Annotated in this window: 21 protein-coding genes; 16 read left to right on the top strand and 5 right to left on the bottom strand. The window is 59.9% G+C overall.

The genetic code is table 11. The features are described 5' to 3' along the window. Positions 1–5: 5 nt before the first annotated feature. Positions 6–1,487 (top strand): heme biosynthesis protein HemY, encoded by a 1,482-nt coding sequence (locus SULPSESMR1_RS15905; RefSeq protein WP_089421751.1) that lies wholly within the window; start codon positions 6–8, stop codon positions 1,485–1,487. Between the two features lie 151 nt (positions 1,488–1,638). Beyond that, entirely contained in the window at positions 1,639–1,863 is a 225-nt protein-coding gene (locus SULPSESMR1_RS15900) for a hypothetical protein (RefSeq protein ID WP_089421750.1), read from the top strand. Between the two features lie 163 nt (positions 1,864–2,026). On the opposite strand, the gene ahcY is transcribed toward SULPSESMR1_RS15900, so the two are convergent. Both ahcY and SULPSESMR1_RS15890 read right to left on the bottom strand, forming a co-directional pair. Continuing rightward, entirely contained in the window at positions 2,027–3,418 is a 1,392-nt protein-coding gene (ahcY, locus tag SULPSESMR1_RS15895; RefSeq protein WP_089421749.1) for an adenosylhomocysteinase, read from the bottom strand. 162 nt (positions 3,419–3,580) lie between these two features. Then, entirely contained in the window at positions 3,581–3,871 is a 291-nt protein-coding gene (locus SULPSESMR1_RS15890; RefSeq protein WP_089421748.1) for a hypothetical protein, read from the bottom strand. 66 nt (positions 3,872–3,937) lie between these two features. Between SULPSESMR1_RS15890 and SULPSESMR1_RS15885 the strand changes: the two genes are divergently transcribed. Then, positions 3,938–4,546, top strand: a complete 609-nt coding sequence (locus tag SULPSESMR1_RS15885; RefSeq protein WP_089421747.1) for an HD domain-containing protein — start codon at positions 3,938–3,940, stop codon at positions 4,544–4,546. Next, positions 4,543–5,031 (top strand): GNAT family N-acetyltransferase, encoded by a 489-nt coding sequence (locus SULPSESMR1_RS15880; RefSeq protein WP_089421746.1) that lies wholly within the window; start codon positions 4,543–4,545, stop codon positions 5,029–5,031. The genes SULPSESMR1_RS15885 and SULPSESMR1_RS15880 overlap by 4 nt, the downstream gene beginning before the upstream one ends. A 14-nt stretch (positions 5,032–5,045) precedes the next feature. Here the strand turns inward: SULPSESMR1_RS15880 and SULPSESMR1_RS15875 are convergent, their stop codons facing one another. Then, on the bottom strand, positions 5,046–5,600 hold the full coding sequence (locus SULPSESMR1_RS15875) for an ActR/PrrA/RegA family redox response regulator transcription factor (protein WP_089421745.1): 555 nt from the start codon (positions 5,598–5,600) through the stop codon (positions 5,046–5,048). Positions 5,601–5,670: 70 nt separating this feature from the next. After that, positions 5,671–6,288 (bottom strand): SCO family protein, encoded by a 618-nt coding sequence (locus SULPSESMR1_RS15870; RefSeq protein ID WP_089421744.1) that lies wholly within the window; start codon positions 6,286–6,288, stop codon positions 5,671–5,673. Between the two features lie 94 nt (positions 6,289–6,382). Here SULPSESMR1_RS15870 and regB point away from each other — a divergent pair, with 94 nt between their 5' ends. From regB to trxA, 8 genes are all read left to right on the top strand, one after another. Then, positions 6,383–7,768, top strand: coding sequence for a sensor histidine kinase RegB (gene regB / locus SULPSESMR1_RS15865; RefSeq protein ID WP_089421743.1), 1,386 nt, complete (start codon positions 6,383–6,385; stop codon positions 7,766–7,768). Positions 7,769–7,845: 77 nt separating this feature from the next. Further along, entirely contained in the window at positions 7,846–9,375 is a 1,530-nt protein-coding gene (locus SULPSESMR1_RS15860) for a PAS-domain containing protein (protein WP_089421742.1), read from the top strand. Between the two features lie 53 nt (positions 9,376–9,428). Beyond that, a complete protein-coding gene (gene tsaE, locus SULPSESMR1_RS15855) occupies positions 9,429–9,902 on the top strand; it encodes a tRNA (adenosine(37)-N6)-threonylcarbamoyltransferase complex ATPase subunit type 1 TsaE (RefSeq protein ID WP_089421741.1) in 474 nt (157 codons plus the stop codon). After that, the gene (locus SULPSESMR1_RS15850; RefSeq protein ID WP_089421740.1) at positions 9,899–10,912 is read left to right on the top strand and encodes an aminoglycoside phosphotransferase family protein; all 1,014 of its coding nucleotides are present in this window, start codon (positions 9,899–9,901) and stop codon (positions 10,910–10,912) included. The genes tsaE and SULPSESMR1_RS15850 overlap by 4 nt, the downstream gene beginning before the upstream one ends. Continuing rightward, positions 10,894–11,577 (top strand): nucleotidyltransferase family protein, encoded by a 684-nt coding sequence (locus SULPSESMR1_RS15845; protein WP_240311427.1) that lies wholly within the window; start codon positions 10,894–10,896, stop codon positions 11,575–11,577. The genes SULPSESMR1_RS15850 and SULPSESMR1_RS15845 overlap by 19 nt, the downstream gene beginning before the upstream one ends. Further along, a complete protein-coding gene (addB, locus tag SULPSESMR1_RS15840; RefSeq protein ID WP_089421739.1) occupies positions 11,570–14,527 on the top strand; it encodes a double-strand break repair protein AddB in 2,958 nt (985 codons plus the stop codon). The genes SULPSESMR1_RS15845 and addB overlap by 8 nt, the downstream gene beginning before the upstream one ends. Further along, positions 14,524–17,913 carry a double-strand break repair helicase AddA gene (addA, locus tag SULPSESMR1_RS15835; protein WP_089421738.1) on the top strand — a complete coding sequence of 1,130 codons (3,390 nt, stop codon included), beginning with the start codon at positions 14,524–14,526 and terminating at the stop codon, positions 17,911–17,913. Before addB ends, addA begins: the two co-directional genes overlap by 4 nt. 38 nt (positions 17,914–17,951) lie before the next feature. Next, positions 17,952–18,272, top strand: a complete 321-nt coding sequence (gene trxA / locus SULPSESMR1_RS15830) for a thioredoxin (protein ID WP_028955559.1) — start codon at positions 17,952–17,954, stop codon at positions 18,270–18,272. Positions 18,273–18,324: 52 nt separating this feature from the next. Here trxA and SULPSESMR1_RS15825 read toward each other — a convergent pair whose 3' ends face one another. Beyond that, positions 18,325–18,876, bottom strand: coding sequence for a hypothetical protein (locus tag SULPSESMR1_RS15825; protein WP_089421737.1), 552 nt, complete (start codon positions 18,874–18,876; stop codon positions 18,325–18,327). 85 nt (positions 18,877–18,961) lie between these two features. Here SULPSESMR1_RS15825 and SULPSESMR1_RS15820 point away from each other — a divergent pair, with 85 nt between their 5' ends. The 4 genes from SULPSESMR1_RS15820 to SULPSESMR1_RS15805 all read left to right on the top strand — a co-directional run bounded on the left by SULPSESMR1_RS15820 (position 18,962) and on the right by SULPSESMR1_RS15805 (position 22,347). Then, positions 18,962–20,002, top strand: a complete 1,041-nt coding sequence (locus tag SULPSESMR1_RS15820; protein WP_089419165.1) for an IS110 family transposase — start codon at positions 18,962–18,964, stop codon at positions 20,000–20,002. Positions 20,003–20,176: 174 nt separating this feature from the next. Next, positions 20,177–20,674 (top strand): hypothetical protein, encoded by a 498-nt coding sequence (locus SULPSESMR1_RS15815; RefSeq protein ID WP_089421736.1) that lies wholly within the window; start codon positions 20,177–20,179, stop codon positions 20,672–20,674. A 25-nt stretch (positions 20,675–20,699) separates the two neighbouring features. Continuing rightward, entirely contained in the window at positions 20,700–21,290 is a 591-nt protein-coding gene (gene hslV, locus SULPSESMR1_RS15810) for an ATP-dependent protease subunit HslV (protein WP_089421735.1), read from the top strand. Then, complete coding sequence (locus SULPSESMR1_RS15805; RefSeq protein WP_089421734.1) at positions 21,277–22,347, top strand: hypothetical protein; 1,071 nt, start codon at positions 21,277–21,279, stop codon at positions 22,345–22,347. Before hslV ends, SULPSESMR1_RS15805 begins: the two co-directional genes overlap by 14 nt. Positions 22,348–22,349 lie beyond the last annotated feature (2 nt).

Genomic DNA, 22,349 nt, shown 5'->3' with positions numbered 1-22,349 from the left:
CCCGCATGATCTGGTCACTGGTTAAAATTATTCTGTTCGTTTGCGCCGTCGCTGCCGTTGCCTTGGGCGCGGGATATCTGCTGGAAAGTCAGGGGGGTATTCAGGTTGTCGTTGCAGGCACCGAATTCACGCTGGGACCGCTCGAATCCGTCATGGCGCTGGTGCTTTTGGTGCTGGCCGTCTGGCTGCTGATCAAGATTGTCGGCGCTTTGATTGCAGTCTGGCATTTCCTGAACGGAGACGAGACAGCCATCACCCGCTATTTCGCCCGCAACCGGCAAAGTAAAGGCTTTGACGCGCTGGCCGAGGGGATGATGGCGCTGGCGTCTGGCGAAGGGCGCCTGGCGATGACCAAGGCCGCCAAAGCCGAGAGATACCTCAAGCGCCCCGAACTGACCGACCTTCTGACCGCGCAGGCCGCCGAAATGTCGGGCGACCGTCGCAAGGCCGAGGAAACCTATCGCAAATTGGTGAAAAACGAACAGACCCGTTTTGTCGGCGTGCGCGGCATCATGAAGCAAAAACTGGCCGAGGGGGACACCGCCACGGCGCTGGAACTGGCCAAGAAAGCCTTTGCGCTGAAACCGCGCCACACGGAAACGGGCGATGTGCTGTTAAAGCTGCAGGCACAATCTTCGGATTGGTCCGGCGCGCGCACCACACTGCACACGAAGTTGAAAGCAGGCGCGCTGCCCCGCGACGTTCACAAGCGTCGCGATGCCGTGCTTGCCTTGTCCGAGGCCAAGCAGGTGTTCAAGGCTGACCAGAGCATCGAAGCCCGTGAATCCGCAATCGAAGCCAACCGCCTGTCGCCCGACCTGATCCCAGCTGCGGTCATGGCCGCGCAAAGCTATATCCAGCAGGGCAACAAGAAATACGCGACCCGCGTGCTGAAAAAAGCGTGGGAGGCATCGCCGCACCCCGATCTGGCTGCAACCTTTGCCGCGATCGAACCCGAGGAAACCGCGGCTGCACGGCTCAAACGGTTTCAGACACTGACCAAGCTGCATCGCGAACATTCTGAAACGCGGATGCTGCTGGCCGAGTTGCACATCGCGAATGAGGATTTTCCGCAAGCGCGCCGCGATCTGGGCGATCTGTTCGAAACCGATCCGACTGCGCGTGTCGCGACCCTGCTGGCCGCAATCGAGCGTGGGGAAGGTGCCCCTGACAATGTGGTCAAAGGCTGGTTGACCCGTGCCCTGACAGTGCCACGCGGGCCGCAGTGGGTCTGCGAGAACTGCCTGCACATCCATGCAAACTGGCAACCCGTCTGCGAGAACTGCGAAAGCTTTGACACGCTGGCGTGGATCAAGCCGCCGATGGCCGAAGTTGCCATGCCAGGCAGCATTGGAATGCTGCCGATGATCGTCGGCAACCCCGAGCCGCAGACCGACCCCAAGGCTGATCTGAACATGATCGAGGATGCCGAGTTGTTGGAATCTGACGCTGCGGACGACCCCGTATCGGATCAGAAACAGACCTGATATGCGTCAATGGCCGCAGTGGAAAACTCTGTGGCCTTTGACGTCTCCGTAAAATCAGACCATTCCTGCCGTATTCCTGTCGCACTTTAGCGGCACGTTTGTGTTGAACATCGGCGAGCGTCATCACCAAATCTTGCGACAGGCATGCACTATGACAACTTCGAACAGCTTTCAGGAACGGCTGAAACGGCTTGAGGCAAAGAATGGCCAACCTGCCTTGGCGGGCACGGCCAAGCCAGCCCCCGTGCCAAAGCCGGACGCCACTGGTGGCGCTATACTCATGACACCCAAGACGCTGATGATCGCCTTTGGCGGGGTTGTGGCACTGGTGGTTGTCGGATCGGTTCTGACAGTTCTGCTGACCATACCGAACTGACAATCATTTCAATGAGAGCGTTGCGACGCACGGGCAGGTTCCGAAAGCAGGCCACCCTGTGATGTGCTGCGGTAAGTGCGAATAAATTATCGTGCCACTAATATCGAAAAAAGCCGCCCGGTGGCAGGGCGGCTTTTTCGTTGTCTCGAACCTGCGAAGCAGATCAGTAGCGGTAATGTTCCGGCTTGAACGGTCCCTCAGGGGCGACGCCGATATAGGCTGCTTGTTCTGCATCCAGCTTGGTCAGCTTCACGCCGATTTTCGCAAGGTGCAAACGGGCGACTTTTTCATCCAAATGCTTGGGCAGGATATAAACATCGTTTTCGTAGTTATCGCCGCGCATCCACAGTTCCATCTGCGCCAGAACCTGATTGGTAAAGCTGGCGGACATCACGAACGACGGGTGACCCGTGGCGTTGCCAAGGTTCAGCAAGCGGCCTTCGGACAACAGGATCAGACGGTTGCCGCTTGGCATCTCGATCATGTCCACCTGTTCTTTGATGTTTGTCCACTTGTGGTTCTTCAGGGCGGCAACCTGAATTTCGTTGTCAAAGTGGCCGATGTTGCCGACGATCGCCATGTCCTTCATCTCGCGCATGTGCTCGATGCGGATTACGTCTTTGTTGCCGGTGGTGGTAATAAAGATATCTGCGTCGGCAACCACGTCTTCCAACAGCACAACTTCGAAACCATCCATCGCTGCCTGTAGGGCGCAGATTGGATCGACTTCGGTCACTTTCACACGGGCACCCGCGCCGCGCAGCGATGCGGCCGAACCTTTGCCAACGTCGCCATAGCCCATGACGACAGCGACCTTGCCCGCCATCATAGTGTCGGTGGCACGGCGGATGCCATCGACCAGCGATTCCTTGCAGCCGTATTTATTGTCGAACTTCGACTTGGTCACAGAGTCATTCACGTTGATCGCAGGGAAGGGCAGTTGGCCCCGTTTTTTCAGATCATACAGACGGTGAACGCCCGTCGTGGTTTCTTCGGAAACGCCAACAATCTGGCTGCGCATCTTGGTGAACCAACCGGGGTTGGCTGCCATGCGTTTTTTGATCTGGGCAAAAATCGCTTCTTCTTCTTCTGACTTGGGAATGGCGATCAGCTCGTCCTCTCCCTGTTCGACGCGCGCACCCAGAAGGATATACAACGTGGCGTCGCCGCCATCATCAAGGATCAGGTTCGGACCCTCTTCAAACATAAAGGATTTGTCGAGGTAATCCCAATGTTCGACCAGCGACTGGCCTTTGATCGCAAAAACGGGCACGCCGCTGGCCGCGATGGCCGCCGCAGCGTGATCCTGGGTCGAAAAGATGTTGCACGAAGCCCAACGCACGTCAGCGCCCAGCGCCACCAGCGTTTCGATCAGCACAGCGGTCTGGATCGTCATGTGCAGCGACCCGACAATGCGCGACCCTTTCAACGGTTTGCTTTCGCCATATTCCTCGCGCAGGGCCATCAGCCCGGGCATTTCGGTTTCGGCGATGTCCAGTTCTTTGCGTCCGTAATCGGCCAGTGCGATGTCTTTGACGATATAGTCGTTTGCCATGAGGGCCCTCGTGGGTGTTGTGAAATTTGCTCAGCGCATATCAGGCAGATCCTAACGAAACAATCCATAACCCCGCAGGAACGAGGGGGCAGTTAGTATGGGCACGACAAAACCGGCCAAGCAGGTGCCGGGCCGGTCGGGAAATGTCATGTAATGTGGATCTTAGTCGGTCAGCATCGCCAGCAATTCGCCAGCGTCCCCATCGCTATTCCAGTCCTTGCCAGAGTCCAGAACGCAGCTGTTGCCGTCGGGCAGATATTGCACCAGCGACCATGTTCCATTCCGCTCGGATACCCACAGCTGGGTGTCTTTGGCTTCTTGGCCTGCAACGGGTGTTTCACCGTACCAGTCCACCAGCGAAGCTTCCATTTCAGCGCTGGACATGCAGACCCCACCGGCCAAAGCGGTCGAGACCGAGAAAATCAGTGCGGCGATGGTCAATACGGGTTTCATGATATGCTCCTTCAAGGTTAAAACTCGAAAAGCACGAAATGGTTCCGTTCTTTTGCAAGAGGTTACATGGCACGCGCATCAAAGACAGCACCCAGAGCCTGGCAAAGGATGCTTTCGGGGCGGCGTCTGGACCTGCTGGATCCGACCCCAGTGGACATCGAAATTGAGGACATTGCGCACGGACTGGCCTTTGTCGCGCGATGGAACGGGCAGACGCGGGGCGATTATGCTTACTCGGTCGCCGAGCACTCATTGCTGGTCGAAACCATCTATGGCCGCATCGCCCCGAACGCCCCTGTGAAATGGCGTCTGGCGGCGTTGCTGCATGATGCGCCCGAATATGTGATTGGCGACATGATCTCGCCGGTGAAGGCAGCCATCGGGCCAAGATATGGCGTGCTGGACGAACGGTTGGAGGCGGCAGTGCATCTGCGCTTTGGACTGCCAGCCAAGGTGCCTGTGGCCGTGAAAAAGCAGATCAAAAAGGCCGATACCGTCAGTGCTTGGATGGAGGCGACGGAAATCGCGGGCTTTTCCAAGACCGAAGCCGACAAGATATTTGGCAAACCTGATCCCACGCTTATGGACGGGCTGTCGATTGTCCTGCGTCCTCCCGTCGAGACGCGCGCCGAGTTTACCGCGCGTCACACCGAATTGCTGGGGCTACTGCCATGATCCGCGTGCGCCATGCCACGGCGCTGGATGCCGCGTCGATGGCGCATCTGTTGAATGCGATCATTGAAACGGGCGGGACAACTGCGCTGACCCGTCCGGTGACTGCAACGGATCTGAAAGACTGGATGACTGTCGATGCCGACCGCTCGGCGTGGCAGGTGGCTCTGGACGACACCGAGGCTGTAGTCGGCTTTCAATGGGTCGCACCGCACGCGAAATTGCCACCGCAAGCCTGCGATGTTGCCAGCTTTGTGCAATTGGGGCGCACCGGTCTGGGTATCGGGTCGGCGCTGTTCGATGCGACGCGCAAGGCGGCCAAGGATCTGGGTTATGACTGGATCAACGCCACCATCCGCGCCGACAACGAGGGTGGTCTGACCTATTACCAAAGCCGCGGCTTTCGCGACTGGGCCATTGACGAAGGCGTAAAGCTGGACAGCGGTCAAGTGGTCAACAAGATCAGCAAGCGCTTCGATCTGAAATAGCCCGTCACTGGCAATCAGCGCGGCGAGCGTTTCGCCAGAATGCGCTGCAACGTCCGGCGGTGCATGTTCAGGCGTCGCGCGGTTTCGCTGACATTGCGGTCGCACAATTCATAGACCCGCTGGATATGCTCCCAACGCACACGGTCCGCGCTCATCGGGTTTTCGGGGGGTGGGGGCAGATCATCGCCGCGCGCCAACAGGGCGTTGGTGATGTCGGTCGCATCCGCAGGTTTCGAAAGATAGTCGGTGGCACCGATCTTGACCGCAGCAACGGCAGTGGCAATTGCGCCATACCCGGTCAATACAACAACCCGCGCATCGGGGCGGCGTTCACGCAGCACCTCGACGATGTCCAGACCGTTGCCATCCTCCAGACGCAGATCGACCACCGCATAGGCGGGTGGCCGGGCTGTGGCGATGGCACGTCCTGCAGCGACGGAATCGGCGGTTTCAATCTCGAAACCGCGCTTTTCCATTGCTTTGGCCAGACGTCGCAGAAAAGGCTCGTCATCGTCCACCAGCAGCAGCGACTTGTCTTCACCGATATCCTCGGGGCTAACCTCAGCCATACCGTCTCTCCTGCATTTAAGAACCTTTTCGGTGACTATGTAGCGCGCGGCAGGCCGCGTCAAACCTCACCTAAGAGTGATCAACAAAGCACTGCACCCGGTCGGCCATTTCTTCGGGTGACACTTCGCGTCGGAAAAAGTCCACAAAACCCGTTTCGGGCAGCACCAGATAGGTGAACGTCGAGTGATCCACCAGATACAGATCATCATCAGCCGGATGCGCCTTGTAGTAAGTTTTATAGGCCTGACTTGCCGCTTTGACCTGTTCGGGGGATCCGGTCAGACCAATCATTTTTTCATGCATCGCATCGGCATATTCGCCCACAACTTCCGGCGTATCGCGCGCAGGGTCGATCGAGATGAATACCCCCGCGGCTGAAATTCCCCTGTCTGCCAAAACGTCCAGCGCATCGGAATTGCGGGCCACATCAAAGGGGCAGACGTCAGGACAGAAGGTATAGCCAAAGTAAACTAGCGACGGTTCGGTAATCACATCCTTATCGGTGACCGTCTCGCCCTTACCATTCACCAGCTCGAAAGGGCCGCCAATCTGGCCTGCGCCGCCAGCAACCGCACTGCCGCGACATTCGGCAAACCGGTCGTCCGCACCCATGCGGGTAAAAAGAAAGGTGCCGCCGACCACGGCAACAACCGCAACAGCAGCAAGAATGGAGAAAAGGCGGGTCATGATGGCCTCCGGCTAAGGATTGCGCCTGTTGGCGCTGCGTGGAACACTGGTACGTAGCCCTAGTGCGAAATACAATGAACAGCATCGTGACATAATGGCCCAACCTGATCTTGACCAGATGGCACGCACCCAGCGTTCAAGCTGGATACGCTTGCGGACGTTGATATTGCTGCGCTGGGTGGCGATCATCGGGCAGCTGACAGCCATCACCGTGGCGCAGCGGCTTTATGGCCTGCAACTTGAACTGGGGCTGTGCTATCTGGTGATTGGCGTGTCAGTGATCGGCAATCTGATCGCGATCTTTGTCTTTCCCGAAAACAAACGCCTTAGCGAAGTCGAAAACCTGATGATGGTGATGTTCGACCTGCTGCAACTGGCGGTATTGCTGTTTCTGACGGGCGGGCTGCACAACCCCTTTGCACTGTTGATGTTGGGGCCGGTGACAACCTCTGCCGCGGTGCTGACCGCGCGGTCGGCCATCATGACAGGTGGCACCGCGATTGTTCTGGTGACGATCCTGTCACAGTACCACTTTCCCTTGCTCACCGATCAGGGGGCCATTCTGCGCATACCGGACATCTTTGTGTTCGGCCAATGGACCGCGCTGGTGATTGCGATCATATTCATCGGTGCCTATTCGCGGCGGGTGACATCGGAAATGGATTCAATGTCCGATGCGCTGTCTGCCACGCAAATGGCGCTGGCACGCGAGCAAAAGCTGACGGATCTGGCCGGTGTGGTGGCCGCAGCCGCACATGAACTGGGCACACCACTTGCAACCATCAAACTGGCCAGCGCCGAGCTGATAGAAGAACTGGAAGACCCCGAACTGCGCGAGGATGCCATGCTGATCCGTGATCAGGCCGATCGCTGCCGTGACATCCTGCGGGACATGGGGCACGCAGGCAAAGACGACCTGCATTTGCGGCAAGCCCCGCTGATGTCCGTCATCTCCGAGGCCGCCGAGCCGCACAGTCATCGCGGCAAGCACATCCATTACACGCATGATCCGGACGCCGGAGACGAAATTGATCAACCGTCGATCCTGCGCAAACCCGAAATCATCCACGGTCTGCGCAACCTGATACAGAACGCAGTGGATTTCGCGGCGGCCAATGTCTGGATCGAGGCGCACTGGACCGACAGCACAATCACTCTCAGAATCATGGACGACGGGCCCGGATATCCTCCGCAAATGCTGGGCCGGATCGGCGATCCTTTTGTAAAGCGGCGCCGATCCGTGGCAGACAGACAGACGCGTCCGGCCTATGACGGCATGGGCTTGGGTCTGTTCATCGCCAAAACTCTTCTGGAAAGATCAGGGGCCGAACTGAACTTTGAAAACGGCTCGGATCCGTACACCGCGCAGCGCCAAATACGTCAAACGCAGTTGGGTGCCATTGTCGAAGTCGTGTGGAAACGCAATCTGATCGAAGCACCGGCGGCAAAATTGGGGCCGAACATACGATTTTCCGTTTGATCATCCCAATCGGTTAATGACCTATTAACCTATTCTTGTTTTTGGTTGCACACGTAAAAAGCGAACCGAGGCTTGCAATGCCGCTGATCGACATCATCACACTTGTCCTTGTTTCCTGCTTTTCGGCGGCTGCCGTTCTTGGGTTGTGTTGCTGGTTTGGGTTTGGCCGCAAGATTGAGGGCGCAGGGGATGCGAGCGATATCAAGGTTTTATTCGAAGGTGACCTTGCAACCCATGCCAGCCCTGCGGCCCTTGTTGCGTTTAACAGCACATTGGACGATCTGACGTGGGACAGTGCGCAAGCCCAATTGCGGTACCGGTTTCAGAACCTCCCTCCAGATCCCGCAGTTCTGGATGACGGGGTGCAACATATGCAGGCCCTGATGCCGGGAGATGGCGCGGTTTTGACCGTGGAAAAACGCCGTGACCTGATCGAGATGAGCCTGTCCGGTGACCGGAATGAAAGCGTGGGCTACCACGCTCAACTGAAATTGTTGCAGGCTAAAATTGACACGCTTGAACGCTCCAGCGTCTCTGCACCCTATCCGATGTGGCAAAAGAACCAGCAGGGCCACATCACCTGGAAAAACGCAGCCTATGACGAACTGGCGCAAAGTGTTGGACAGGGCGACGCCGATATCGCGCTGTTTGACGATGTTTTGGGGTCTGCTGCCACGCCGATCCACCGACGTGCCGCGATAACGACCCACCCGGACGGAAAAACACGCTGGTTCGATGCATCGCAACAAGATGTGGATGGCGTCATCGTGGCCCATGCCGTCAACATCGACGCGGTTATCGACGCCGAGGTGGCCCAGCGCAATTTTGTACAAACTCTGGCTAAAACCTTTGCGCAATTGTCCATCGGTCTGGCCATTTTCGACCGTAAGGGACAGCTTGCCCTATTCAATCCGGCACTGGTCGACCTGACACGCCTGCCCGCCGAGTTTCTCAGCACGCAGCCTTATCTTTTGTCTTTCTTTGACCATCTGCGCGAAAACCGGATGATGCCAGAGCCGAAAAATTACGGGTCGTGGCGGCAGGACATCGCAGAGTTGATCAAGGCCGCCTCAGATGGCCGGTATTTGGAGATATGGACGCTGGAATCGGGCCAGACCTACCGCGTCAGTGGTAAACCGCATCCCGACCGCGCTGTGGCCTTTCTGATCGAAGACATCAGCGCCGAAATCGCTTTGACCCGTAACTTTCGTGCCGAACTGGAGATGGGCCAGTCGATGATGGATGCACTGTCAGTTGGGTTGGCGGTGTTTACGCCGGCGGGCGTTCTGACACTGTGCAACTGCGTCTATTCGCAGATGTGGGGCTTTGATCCCGATCGCAGTTTTGCCGACATTACGATTAATGATTCCGTTCAGGTCTGGCGTGCGAAATGCGTGCCCACCACTGCTTGGGACGAAATCCGCGATTTTGTGAAATCAACAGGTCCGCGTACAGAATGGCAGGTTGATCTTGAAACGACCGATAGCGTTGACATCCAGTGCACCATCACGCCCCTGACCGGCGGAGCTACGATGCTAAAGTTTCGTGTACTCGGGGACCGGATGCCAAACCAGCCCGACCACCTGACGATCGCGCAGACAGGCTGACCCAGCGCAGCCATTTCACTTGCGGCTGGTGACACGCAAGGTAGGTTGCTGCCATGGCGGCAGACCACTTTGAAACCCTTTTCCCGACTCCAGAAGCAACCGCCACATTTGGCGCGGCGCTGGGCGTGCGCCTGTTGCCCGGCGACGTGATCCTGCTGGATGGGCCAGTGGGCGCGGGCAAGACCCATCTGGCGCGTGCCCTGATCCGTGCGATCCTGTTGTCGGACGAAGATGTGCCGTCACCCACATTCACGCTGGTCCAGACCTATGACACGCAAAACGGGGCACTGTGGCATAGCGATCTGTACCGGTTGACCTCAACATTCGAAGTCGAGGAACTAGGCCTGATTGATGCCTTCGAAGATGCGATCTGCCTGATCGAATGGCCCGACCGTCTGGGCGAATTGACCCCTGAATCTGCCCTGCATCTCACGCTGGCCCCCGCGCCGGATGAGGGGGCACGCGTGGTGCACGCCACATGGAGCGATCCAAAGTGGCGAGACCGATTGGCAGGACTGCAAACATGACCGACCGCGCAACCCGAATGGCACACTTCATCACCACCGCTGGCTGGCAGGACGCCACCCGCACCACGGTTGCAGGAGATGCGTCTAACAGACGGTATGACCGGCTGACGATCTCCGCCGGCAACACTGCCATTTTGATGGACGCACCGCCCGAAAAGGGCGAAGACGTGCGTCCTTTTGTGCATATCGCTACGTTTCTGCGGGCACAGGGCCTGAGCGCACCTGCCATTCTGGCACAGGACGACACACACGGGTTTCTGCTGCTGGAGGATCTCGGCGATGATCTGTTTGCCCGCGTTCTGACACGCGAGCCTGCGTTGGAACTGCCACTCTATCAGGCCGCTACCGACGTTTTGGTCGCGCTTCACCGTGCCACGCCACCTGCGCTGGCTGCTTATGACGCCGACACCATGACCCCGCTCGCTGCGCTGGCCTTTGACTGGTATCAGGCGGGTGCGACGGGTGCGGTAAATACCCAAGAAAAGGCGCGATTCAGCACGGCCTTTCACGCAGCGCTTGCTCCGCTGGACGCCACTGCGCCAGTATTGATCCAGCGCGACTATCACGCCGAAAACCTGCTGTGGCTGCCCGACCGAGATGGCTTCGCCCGTGTCGGCCTGCTGGATTTTCAGGATGCGATGGCGGGGCATCCCGCCTATGATCTGGTGTCGATCCTGCAAGACGCGCGGCGCGATGTACCTGCCAGCATCGAGACGCAGATGATCGAACGCTATACCACCGTCACCACGCAGGACGCGACCGGATTTGCACGTGCCTATGCCCTGCTGGGCCTGCAACGCAATCTACGCATTCTAGGCGTTTTTGCCCGCCTGTCCATCCGTGACGGTAAGGCGCACTATGTCGATCTGATCCCGCGGGTGTGGGGCCATATCCAGACCAATCTGAAACACCCAGACGCCGCACCACTGGCCGATCTGCTGACCGGACTGCCCGTACCCGATGTCCAAACCCTGAACCGGATAAAAAGCCGATGCGCGAAACAGCGGTAATGATCTTTGCGGCGGGGTTTGGCACGCGGATGCGACACCTGACCCAAGACCGCCCCAAGCCGATGGTGGCTGTGGCCGGGCGACCCTTGATCGACCACGCGCTTGAGATGGTGCGGACCGTGTCGCCCGACCGGATTGTCGCCAACCTGCATTATTTGCCGCAAGTTCTGGAAACGCATCTGGCAGGCACCGGAGTGCAAACCGTAACCGAGACAGGCGCGATCTTGGAGACCGGTGGCGGGCTAAGAAACGCCCTGCCTCTGCTGGGGGACGGGCCGGTGTTCACTGTGAACCCCGATGCGATCTGGACCGGCGCCAATCCGTTGCAAGCACTGCGCGCGGCATGGAATCCGGCGCAAATGGACGCTTTACTGATGTGCGTGCCTGTGGCGCAAACCGTGGGCTATGCGGGGCAGGGTGATTTTAACGTAGGTCGTGACGGACGACTGCAACGGGGACAGGGTGCGGTTTATGGCGGCGTGCAGATCATAAAAACCAACCGTCTGTCCGAAATTGTCCAGACCAGTTTCTCCCTGAACCTGCTGTGGGACATGATGCTGCAAGACGACCGCCTGTTCGGCGTAGAGCATACAGGCCGTTGGTGCGACGTGGGCCACCCCGAGGGTATTGAGATGGCCGAAAAAATGATCGTTGCCGATGTTTGAACCCTCGGACACCCCGCGCCTGTTCGGTTTGCCACCCGGCGTGGATTTCCCGGCAGCGCTGATCGACGGGCTGCGCGCACGGCTTCCCGACAAAGACCCCACGGCGATTGCGCGCGTTGATCTGATCGTGAACACCACGCGGATGCAGCGCCGGTTGCGCGCACTGTTTGATCTTGGCCCCGCCGGCTTGTTGCCGCGCGTGCATTTGGTGACAGGTCTTGATGGGTTGCTGAGCGGTCCGGTGCCGCCCCCGGCCGTGCCACCGTTGCGCAGGCGGCTGGAGCTGATCCAGCTGGTCGCGGGTCTGCTCGACCGCCAGACCGACTTGGCACCGCGCGCATCGCTGTTCGATCTGTCCGACAGTCTGGCCGCGTTGCTGGACGAGATTCAAGGCGAGGGCGTGCCGATCGAGGCAGTGACCGAGCTTGATGTCTCTGATCAATCGGGGCATTGGGAGCGCGCCAAGACGTTCATCCGCATCGCCGAAACCTATCTGGGGCCGCGCACCGACCAAATGGACGGACAGGCGCGGCACCGTGCAGTTGTCACTGCACTGATCGAACAATGGGAGCATGAACCGCCGCAACATCCGGTGATCGTCGCCGGTTCGACCGGATCGCGCGGCACTGTGCAAATGCTGATGCAGGCGGTGGCAAGATTGCCACAAGGTGCAGTTGTATTGCCCGGCTTCGATTTCGACATGCCGCCCGAGGTTTGGTCGAACCTGTCCGACGGGCTTCTGGCCGAAGATCACCCTCAATACCGTTTTCAAAGCATCGCGCGCGCCTTGGACATGCACGCGACGCAAGTGGCGGAATGGACCTCCACCGCGCCGCCGGACCCCGTGCGCAACAAACTGGTGTCGCTGGCGCTGCGCCCTGCGCCCGTAACCGATGCATGGCTGATCGAAGGGCCCAAGCTGGACGGGCTGGCCACTGCGCTGGACGGCGTGACGATGGTCAATGCCGAAACCCCGCGCGCCGAGGCGCTGGCGATTGCCATGCGCCTGCGTCTGGCCGCCGAGCGGGGCGAGACGGCGGCATTGATCACCCCGGACAGGATGTTGGGGCGTCAGGTTACGGCAGCGCTGGACCGTTGGGATATTCTGCCCGATGACAGCGCGGGCGTGCCGCTGCATCTGTCTCCTCCGGGGCGGCTGTTGCGGCACACTGCATCTCTTCTGCGCGATACGTTGGACGCCGAGGCCTTGCTGACCTTGCTGAAACACCCGTTGGTGCACAGCACTGCCACGCGCAACCGTCACCAGTTGAACACCCAGCGGCTGGAATTGCAGATCCGCAAAGAGGGACTGCCCTATCCGACACCCGATACGCTGGTGGCAACGGCAGGACGTGCGGTCAACGACGCTGACGAAGTCGCACGGATCACCGCCTGGGCTGCATGGCTGGCGGAAACGATCTGCCACAGGGATGTTAGCGACGAACACGAATTGTCGGATTGGGTCGCCGTGCACCGCAGCCTGACCGAAGCGCTGGCGGGAGGCCAAGAGGCCGAAGACAGTGGCGGGCTGTGGGACAAATCCGCAGGCGGCGAAGCACGGCGGATCATGGATGCGCTGGCAGACGAAGCGGACCTGGGCGGCTCGATGTCAGCGGCGGATTATGCCGATCTGGTCGGTGCGCTGTTGGCGGGGGGCGAGGTGCGCGACCGCGATGCGCCTTTTGCCGGTGTGATGATCTGGGGGACACTTGAGGCGCGCGTTCAGGGGGCCGATCTGGTCATTCTGGGCGGCATGAACGACGGTACATGGCCCGAAGCGCCCGCGCCCGACCCGTGGCTGAACCGTGTGATGCGGCACAAGGCGGGGCTGCTTTTGCCCGAACGCCGTATCGGTCTGGCGGCGCATGACTTTCAACAGGCGGTAGCGGCGCCCGAGGTCTGGATCACCCGCGCGGTCCGCTCGGATGACGCCGAAACCATCCCGTCGCGGTGGATCAACCGGATGCAGAACCTGTTGCAGGGTCTGCCATCCACCGGTGGCCCGGAGGCGTTGAAAGCAGCGCAAGAACGCGGTGATGCGTGGCTGGCAAAAGCACGTGCGCTGGAGAAAGCTACTGAGGTTTCCCCGGCCTACCGCCCGTCGCCGCGCCCCCCTGTCGCTGCGCGCCCTCGGACGCTGTATGTCACCGATATTCAGCGGCTGATCCGCGACCCCTATGCCGTTTACGCCAAGCATTGCTTGCGCCTGCGCCCACTGAACCCACTGGTGCAAGACGCCGATGCACGGCTTCGCGGCGTCGTGCTGCATGAGATCATGGAGCGTTTCCTGCCGATGACGCTGGACGATCCGACCACGTTGACCGCCGCGCATCTGATACAAACCGCCGATGCGGTTCTGGCCGAGGTGGTGCCGTGGCCCACCTTCCGCACGCTTTGGCAGGCGCGGATCGCGCGCGTTGCGGACTGGTTCGTGATGCAGGAACAGGCGCGCCGCAAGACCGCCACGCCGCTGGCGCTGGAAAGGGACGCCATGGGCGCGCTGACGCTTGAGGATATTGGCATGACCGTCGCCTGCCGTGCCGACCGGATCGACGAAACCGCGGACGGGTCTGCGATCCTTTACGATTACAAAACCGGATCAGCCCCCAAACCCGCTGTGCAAAAGCATTTCGACAAGCAACTGCTGATCGAGGCGGCAATTCTGGAGGAAGGCGGGTTCAAATCCGTCGGCATGCGTCCAGTGCTCAGCGCCGTCTATATCGGACTGGGATCGATCCCCGAAGAGGTCGCGGCCCCGCTGCTGGACGAACCACCGGAAAAGACGCTTGAGGATTTGCGGGTGTTGCTGATGGCCTATTTAGACCCTGAAAAGGGCTTTACCGCCCGTCGTGCGCCGCGATCCGAGGTGGATGAGGAAGACTATGATCAGCTGGCCCGCTACGGCGAATGGGACACCGGCACCAAAGCCACGCCCGAGGATGTGACATGACCGTTATGGACGAGGCCACCCTGCGCCAGCTTGAGGCGGCGCGGCCTGATGCGTCAACATGGCTTTCGGCCAATGCCGGTTCGGGCAAGACACGGGTGCTGACGGACCGCGTGGCGCGGCTGTTGCTGGACGAGGTTGAGCCGCAACACATCCTGTGTCTGACCTATACCAAAGCGGCAGCGTCCGAGATGCAGAACCGGCTGTTCAAACGACTGGGCGCTTGGGCGATGCTGCCCGATGCGGAACTGGCGCAATCGCTGACCGATCTGGGGGCAGGGCACGCCACCGGTACCGACGCGCTGCGCCGTGCGCGGACCCTGTTCGCCAGTGCGATCGAAACGCCGGGCGGATTGAAAATCCAGACAATCCATTCGTTCTGCGCAGCTTTGTTGCGACGCTTTCCGCTAGAGGCGCAGGTCAGCCCACAATTCACCGAGATCGAAGACCGCGCCGCCGACATGCTGCGTGCGGACATCGTCGACCAAATGGCGCTGGGTGGCGAAAGTGCAGTCGTGCGCGCCCTTGCTACGCAATACACCGGCGAAGATTTCGGCAAGCTGACGCGCGAGATTGTCGGTCAGCAGGCGGGGTTTTCGCCTGCGCTGGACTGGGCTGGCTGTCTGAATCTGTTCGATCTGCCCGCAGACCTGACGGCGGACGCTGTCGCTGCCCGCGTTCTGCTGGGCAACGAGGCCGACATTCTGGGCGCGCTGATCCCGCATCTGCTAGTCAAGGGTGGCAACGACGCCAAGGCAGGGCACAAACTGCAACAGATCAACCGGATGGACCTGTCAGCACTGTCCGTGATGGAAGAGGTGTTTTTGACCGGCGTCAGCGCCAAGGAACCCTTTACCGCCAAGCTGGGCAGTTTTCCAACCAAGCCGACGCAGGCCAAAGTGGCCGATCTAATGCCCGCATTAGAAGACCTGATGCGCAGGGTCGAAGACACGCGGGCGCTGCGTCTTGCGTTTGGTGCGGCACGCAAGACGCACAGTCTGCACCAGTTTGCGCAGCCGTTTCTGGACCGTTACGCGCAGGCGAAGCAATTGCGCGGCTGGCTGGACTTCGACGATCTGATCAACAAGGCGCGCAGCCTGCTCTATGATAAAAAGGTCGCGGCGTGGGTGTTGTACCGTATCGACGGCGGCATCGATCATATTCTGGTGGACGAGGCGCAAGACACCAGCCCCGCGCAGTGGGACGTGGTACGCAAGCTGACCGAGGAGTTCGCCAGCGGCGATGGTGCCCGTGCGGACGTGCTGCGCACGGTGTTCGTGGTCGGAGACACCAAACAGTCGATTTATTCGTTTCAGGGGGCCGACCCGCGCGAATTCCACCGGATGCAGCAAGAGTTCCAGACCCGCATCGAGGGTGCAGGGCAGCTGTTTCAAGAGCGTACACTGGACTTTTCATTCCGCTCTTCGCCCGCAGTGTTGCGGCTGGTCGATACGTGTTTCTCCGAAGACGCCCAGCCCGGTTTTGCCAAACAGGCGCAGCATATCGCGTTCAAAACCGATCTGCCGGGGCGGGTCGATCTGTGGCCGTTTCTGGAAAAGGCCACGAAAGAGGAAGAAAACGTCTGGTACGATCCCGTCGACAGGCTAAGCCCGACACATCACAATCTGGTGCTGGCACATCAGGTGGCCGACCATCTCCAGCATCTAATGGAAAACGAGACCATCCCCGACGATGGCGACACTCCCGGCACCTATGTGCGGCGCAAGGTGCGCGCGGGCGACTTTTTGATCCTTGTGCAGCGCCGTTCGACCCTGTTTTCGGAAATTATCCGTGCGTGCAAGGCACGCGGCCTGCCGATTGCAGGGGCTGATCGGCTGAAGGTAGGCGGCGAACTGGCCGTCAAAGATCTGGCGGCGCTGCTGTCATTTCTGGCCACACCCGAGGACAGCCTGTCGCTGGCCACGGTTCTGCGTTCGCCTCTGTTCGGTTGGACCGAGCAGCAGTTGTTCGGGTTGGCGCACACGCGCAGCCAGACGCATTTGTGGCCCGCGCTGCGTGACCGCGCCGCAGAATTTCCAGAAACCTACGCCGTACTGCGCGATCTGCGCGACAATGTGGATTATCTGCGACCCTACGACCTGATCGAACGGATACTGACGCGCCATGACGGGCGGCGCAAGCTGTTGGGGCGGCTGGGCGTCGAGGCCGAAGACGGGATTGACGCGATGCTGTCGCAGGCGCTGGCCTATGAACGCACGGACGTGCCCAGCCTGACGGGTTTTCTGGTGTGGATGCGCACCGACCAGCTGGAAATCAAACGTCAGATCGACAGCGCATCGGACCAGATCCGTGTGATGACAGTGCATGGATCGAAAGGTCTGGAAGCACCAATTGTGATCCTGCCCGACACGGCAAAGCGCGACATTCGCGTGCTGGACGAAGTGATTGATGCAGGCGGTCATCCGGTTTGGAGGCCCAAGGCAGCCGAGATGCCAAAAATGGTGGCCGACACGATGGATCGGATGAAGCAGGACATCGCCGAAGAGCGGCTGCGGCTGCTTTATGTGGCTCTGACACGCGCGGAAAAGTGGCTGATTATCGCGGGCGCGGGCGAGGCGGGCAAGAATGGCGACAGCTGGTACGAGATCGCGCAAACCGCGCTCGGACAGATGGGCGCAGTGGACACGCTGACCGACCAGGGCACGATCCAGCGGTTCAGTCATGGCGACTGGAATGCGCCGCCATTGGTTGAACTGCCCCCCAAGGTCTTGCAAACAGCGCAGGTTGATCCGCTGTTCGGCACGGCCGCCCGGCGCCCGCCCGAGCCACCCAAAACGCTGTCACCATCCGACCTTGGCGGGGCCAAGGCATTGGCCGGTGATTTGGGCACGGATGAGGATGCCGCGAAATCCTTCGGCTCGGCTGTTCACCTGCTGTTAGAGCGCATGGCGGGGCGTAACGCGACCGATTGGCCCGCCATCATTGACGTCTGCCGCAGCGATTATGTCGAAATGCCCGGCGAGATATGGGAAACCGCCACAGGGGACGCCCGCGCGGTGCTGCACGCGCCCCATCTGGCCGGACTGTTCACCGAAACTACACTTGCCGAAGTGCCGGTAACCGCCAACCTTGGCCCCGAACGCCTGCACGGCGTCATCGACCGGTTGCTGGTTTATGATGATCACATATTGGCGATTGATTACAAAACAAACCGCGTCGTTCCCGCCACACCCGAAGACTGTCCCGACGGGCTGCTGTTGCAGATGGGTGCCTATGCACAGGCTCTGTCACAGGTGTTTTCGGGCAAACGCATCGACGTGGCCATTTTGTGGACCACCGATCAGACGTTGATGCCGTTGCCTGCAACATTGGTCATGACTGCGTTGCAACGGGCGGGGTACCTTGACGATCCTATGGGTGCTACATAGGTTCTTAGTCCACATTCAAGCTGGCAGGAGACACCCCTATGGCCACCGTTGCAGTTACAGACGCTACCTTTGACGCCGAAGTGAAAAACTCGGACATCCCCGTTGTCGTGGATTTCTGGGCAGAATGGTGCGGCCCGTGCAAGCAGATCGGCCCGTCGCTGGAAGAACTGTCGGCCGAGATGGAAGGCAAAGTGAAAATCGTCAAAGTGAACGTTGACGAGAACCCGAATTCCCCAGCCCAGATGGGTGTGCGCGGTATTCCCGCCCTGTTTATCTTCAAGAACGGCGAAGTCGTATCAAACATGGCAGGCGCCAAACCCAAAGCGGCGCTGCAAAACTGGATCAACGACGCGATTTAATCCGTCGCCCTGTCAGTAAACGACCAAAGGCGCCCGCATCGGGCGCCTTTTTTCATTGTGCTGGGATTGGCCAACCAAACCTTGCCAGCCGCGCGGCAATCTTGGCTTGTGCTGACGGGTGACCCGCGTTGATCGACTGGTATTGCAAGAACCACCAGATGTATTTGGCGTAATCGGGCCGGTGACCGGCAATACGATGAAAGTTGGCGGGATCATCACCGCGCAGGGCGATATGGTGAAAATCAACCTCTGCGAACAGGATCGCGGGCTTGCCAAAGAAATAGCCGTTAAACGCCGCTGACGAGTTTTGCGTGACCACGCAATCGCACGCGGGCAGCAGGCGGTCCATCTCACCAATGCGCACCTCAAGCAGCGGATCGCGGTCGGCTATGGCCTCAAGTACTGCAATCTCGGCGTCGGTATAGACTTCTTTGGGGTGCAATGCCGCCACGATCCGCCGGTCGGGCCATGCGGCGCGCGTGCGGTGGATCATCTCAAGCGGCGCGCAGGATTGAAACGACCGATGCTCGGTCAGCCGTCCTTGCAATGGCATGTAGACAAAGCCATCATTGTCGGCGCGGGCTGGGGCATCGGCAAACAACATGGTGTGATTGCGGCGGTCGCTCTCCAGTGGCGAACGAGGTCCGGTATGTTGGCCTCATGGATATAAGCCGTGAGGAGAACGACCTATGGAACATTATGCTGGTTTGGATGTGTCACTGAAAGAAATTTCGATCTGCGTTGTCAATCATGATGGCAAGACCATCGCGCGCGGGACGTGCCCTGCGGACCCGGAGGGCGTGGCAGGTTGGTTTCGCAACCGATCGCTCACGCCACACCGGATCGTACATGAGAGCGGGATGCTTTCGATCTGGCTGCAGCGCGGGATGATGAGGCTTGGTCTTCCAGCGACATGCATCGATGCCCGGAAGGCGCACAAGGCTCTGTCGGCCCGGCTCAACAAGTCCGATGCCGCTGATGCTGAAGGACTGGCGCAGCTCGCGCGGACCGGCTGGTTTACACCGGTCCACATCCGCAGCGAAGATGCTGACAGGCTGCGAAGTCTGGTCGGTGCGCGAGAACGGATGATCCGGTTGCGCAAAGACCTCGAAGGTCACATCCGGGGCGTGCTGAAAACCTTCGGCATCCGAATGACCGGCATCGGCCAAGGTCGGCAGCGCCAGAATTTTCGCGACCAACTGGCCGCAGCGGGGGAAACCGATCCGGTGCTGCGCGCCATCGCCGATGGGTTTATTACGGCCCACTCCACGTTGTGCCAAGCGGCGGACAATCTCGATAAGGCTGTGAAGAAAAAGGCAAAGGCCCACCCCGTTGCGTGTCGCCTGATGACCATTCCTGGCGTCGGGCCAGTGAATGCGCTCAGCTTCATTGCCCTGGTCGATAATCCAGACCGGTTCAGCCGGGTGACTGATGTCGGCGCATTCCTCGGGCTCACACCAAAGAGGCACCAGTCTGGCGAAATGGATTGGTCGGGACGGGTGTCGAAGTGCGGAGACGGGACGATGCGCGGACTGCTGTTCGAGGCAGCGTCCTGCTTGATCCGCCAGGTGAAGCGTTTCTCGCCACTGAAGAGCTGGGCTGTGCGACTGGCCGGACGACGCGGGTTCCGAAAGGCCGCAGTCGCAACAGCGCGCAAGATCGCAGTCCTGATGCTGACGATCTGGAAATCTGGCGCGGACTATCACTGGACAAAGGAGGCCACTGCCTGATCTGAATTTCCGCCGCTGAGAAGGCGGGAAGCGAAGTCCCGACGGGACGGAGGTAGATCGATCTCGTAAAAACGGTTGGGGCGCAGGCTCGCTTGCCCACCCCGCAAACGACATTGGAGACGATCCACCACCGAAAACCATCATGAGGCGCAATGCGCGACCTCGGAGAGAACCATGACCCCGAACGGACAGATCGCCATCCCGCTTGACAAAGCCGCAATCAGAGAACCGCTTTTGCCAAAACGCATAGAAACGCTGCGCCTCTTTCGGGTCGATCTGATCGGCGACAAAGTCATTGCGCGCCACGTCCCAGCCCCAGCGCCGGTCGGTCTGGTCGATCTGCCAGAACGGGTAGTGATAGACACGCCGAAAGGTCAGACCGCGCACGCCGACGGGCGGTTTCATATGGCTGAGCGTCAGCCCACCAGACGCGGCACCCGCGAGGCGCGCCGCCTCGGTGCCATGGATAAATTCACAACGCAGCCCCGCATTTTCAAGCACGCCCGCAACCTTGCCGATGAAGTTGTGGGCACCCGCTGCCGCGCTGTCGCGCAAGCCTGCCTCAAGGTAGAATCTGACCGTCTCTTGGGTGCCCATGCGCCATTGCTAGCTGCCCGTCCCGGTGCGAACAAGGTCGAACCCTTGTGTGCAGATGCGCCCACCGCCATATAGGCCCTCAAGGCACAGGAGAGCGACCATGGAAAAATCCGACTTTCCCGGATGGCACGGGACCACGATTATCGGCGTCAAAAAGGGCGGCAAAGTGGTGATCGCAGGCGACGGACAAGTGTCGTTGGGCCAGACGGTCATCAAAGGCACAGCACGCAAGGTGCGTCGCCTATCACCCGGCGGCTTTGATGTGGTCGCAGGCTTTGCGGGTTCAACGGCAGATGCCTTTGCCCTGCTCGAACGGCTTGAGGCCAAGCTGGAAGCGACACCGGGCCAGTTGGCACGTGCCAGCGTTGAACTGGCCAAGGACTGGCGCACCGACAAATACCTGCAAAAGCTCGAGGCGATGCTGATCGTGTCAGACGGCGCCGAAATTTTCGTGATCACCGGCGCGGGCGATGTACTGGAGCCGGAACATAACGTGGCGGCCATCGGGTCGGGCGGCAATTTTGCGCTGGCAGCGGCCCGCGGCATGATGGACAGCGACCGCGACGCCGAAGCCGTGGCGCGGGATGCGATGGCGATTGCGTCCGACATTTGCGTTTATACCAACGGTAATCTGACGGTCGAAACCATCAGTCCAAGCGGCGACTCAAAGCCATCTTATGACCGAACTTGACCGCAACGATCTGCGCGCCGCAGTTGGCGCGGGCGTTCTGAGCGAGGCACAGGCGGCATCGCTGCTTGCGCTGGCACAAAGCCGGCGCGGGGCACGCGAAAGCCTGCCCGCAGGCGATGAGCCGTTCGAGTTGTTCAAAGGCTTTAACGAGATTTTCATCGTTATCGGTCTGATCATTCTGGCGACGGGTTGGGGAGCCGTAGCAGGCCTATCCATTGCGACCTCGCTTGGTGCCTATCAGGACAAAGCCGTGTTGGCGGCAGTTGTTGGTGCGGCAGTCCTGTGGGGTTTGTCGGAATATTTCATCCGCCGTCGACGGATGGTTGCGCCTGCGATTGCGCTGTCGATCCTGTGGGCGCTTAATGCAAGCGCTGGCCTGATCGCGCAGTTCTCCGAACCCTTCATGGTTGCGCAGGCCAACTATTCCAGCCTGCCATTGCCAATCGGCCTGACCACGGTGGCCATCGCTGCCTACTGGCTACGGTTTCGGGTGCCCTTTGCGATGGCTCTGATTGCACTTGGCGTATTTGCCCTGTCGATGATGATGGGGGCGATCCAAATGGGATCGCCCACAAACATAACCGACTATTTCCTGCTGTCGGCTAGTGGTCCCTTTGCCTGGATCACGCTGGCGGTGGGGTTGCTTGTGTTTGCCGTGGCCATGTTCTTTGACATGAGCGATCCGCACCGCGTGACCCGCCGTTCGGCGCAGGGGTTCTGGCTGCATGTTGTGGCCGCCCCCGCACTGGTCAACACTATCGCGCTGAGCTTGCTGGAAAACGGCACCGGCACCGCGTACCTGCTGTTGCTGGCGGTTTTGCTGCTGTTTGCTGTTGTCGCCATCGTGATCGACCGCCGGTCGTTCCTGATTGCTGCCATTGCCTATAGCGTCACGCTGACAGGCACGGTTTTTGACGGCAACGGCACAGCCTCGACCATACTGGTTCTGGGCGCCTTCCTTGTCGTGCTTGGCGCATTCTGGACACCGATCCGCGCTGCAATTCTTTCACCATTGTCCAGGGTGCTGCCACTTAACCGGCTGCCACCCTCTCACTGATA

This window comes from Pseudosulfitobacter pseudonitzschiae (genome assembly GCF_002222635.1).
GTDB lineage: Bacteria > Pseudomonadota > Alphaproteobacteria > Rhodobacterales > Rhodobacteraceae > Pseudosulfitobacter > Pseudosulfitobacter pseudonitzschiae_A.
The sequence above is the reverse complement of the archived record's forward strand: the minus strand, read 5'-3'. Positions and strand labels throughout refer to the sequence as shown.

Coding starts and splice junctions, on each gene's coding strand:
- SULPSESMR1_RS15890 (WP_089421748.1), bottom strand. CDS start 3,871: ATGAAACCCGTATTGACCATCGCCGCACTGATTTTCTCGGTCTCGACC.
- SULPSESMR1_RS15825 (WP_089421737.1), bottom strand. CDS start 18,876: ATGTTGTTTGCCGATGCCCCAGCCCGCGCCGACAATGATGGCTTTGTC.
- SULPSESMR1_RS15805 (WP_089421734.1), top strand. CDS start 21,277: ATGACCGAACTTGACCGCAACGATCTGCGCGCCGCAGTTGGCGCGGGC.
- SULPSESMR1_RS15870 (WP_089421744.1), bottom strand. CDS start 6,288: ATGACCCGCCTTTTCTCCATTCTTGCTGCTGTTGCGGTTGTTGCCGTG.
- addA (WP_089421738.1), top strand. CDS start 14,524: ATGACCGTTATGGACGAGGCCACCCTGCGCCAGCTTGAGGCGGCGCGG.
- SULPSESMR1_RS15875 (WP_089421745.1), bottom strand. CDS start 5,600: ATGGCTGAGGTTAGCCCCGAGGATATCGGTGAAGACAAGTCGCTGCTG.
- regB (WP_089421743.1), top strand. CDS start 6,383: ATGGCCCAACCTGATCTTGACCAGATGGCACGCACCCAGCGTTCAAGC.
- SULPSESMR1_RS15880 (WP_089421746.1), top strand. CDS start 4,543: ATGATCCGCGTGCGCCATGCCACGGCGCTGGATGCCGCGTCGATGGCG.
- SULPSESMR1_RS15815 (WP_089421736.1), top strand. CDS start 20,177: ATGACCCCGAACGGACAGATCGCCATCCCGCTTGACAAAGCCGCAATC.
- SULPSESMR1_RS15845 (WP_240311427.1), top strand. CDS start 10,894: ATGCGCGAAACAGCGGTAATGATCTTTGCGGCGGGGTTTGGCACGCGG.
- SULPSESMR1_RS15860 (WP_089421742.1), top strand. CDS start 7,846: ATGCCGCTGATCGACATCATCACACTTGTCCTTGTTTCCTGCTTTTCG.
- addB (WP_089421739.1), top strand. CDS start 11,570: ATGTTTGAACCCTCGGACACCCCGCGCCTGTTCGGTTTGCCACCCGGC.
- ahcY (WP_089421749.1), bottom strand. CDS start 3,418: ATGGCAAACGACTATATCGTCAAAGACATCGCACTGGCCGATTACGGA.
- tsaE (WP_089421741.1), top strand. CDS start 9,429: ATGGCGGCAGACCACTTTGAAACCCTTTTCCCGACTCCAGAAGCAACC.
- SULPSESMR1_RS15850 (WP_089421740.1), top strand. CDS start 9,899: ATGACCGACCGCGCAACCCGAATGGCACACTTCATCACCACCGCTGGC.
- SULPSESMR1_RS15900 (WP_089421750.1), top strand. CDS start 1,639: ATGACAACTTCGAACAGCTTTCAGGAACGGCTGAAACGGCTTGAGGCA.
- SULPSESMR1_RS15905 (WP_089421751.1), top strand. CDS start 6: ATGATCTGGTCACTGGTTAAAATTATTCTGTTCGTTTGCGCCGTCGCT.
- hslV (WP_089421735.1), top strand. CDS start 20,700: ATGGAAAAATCCGACTTTCCCGGATGGCACGGGACCACGATTATCGGC.
- SULPSESMR1_RS15820 (WP_089419165.1), top strand. CDS start 18,962: ATGGAACATTATGCTGGTTTGGATGTGTCACTGAAAGAAATTTCGATC.
- SULPSESMR1_RS15885 (WP_089421747.1), top strand. CDS start 3,938: ATGGCACGCGCATCAAAGACAGCACCCAGAGCCTGGCAAAGGATGCTT.
- trxA (WP_028955559.1), top strand. CDS start 17,952: ATGGCCACCGTTGCAGTTACAGACGCTACCTTTGACGCCGAAGTGAAA.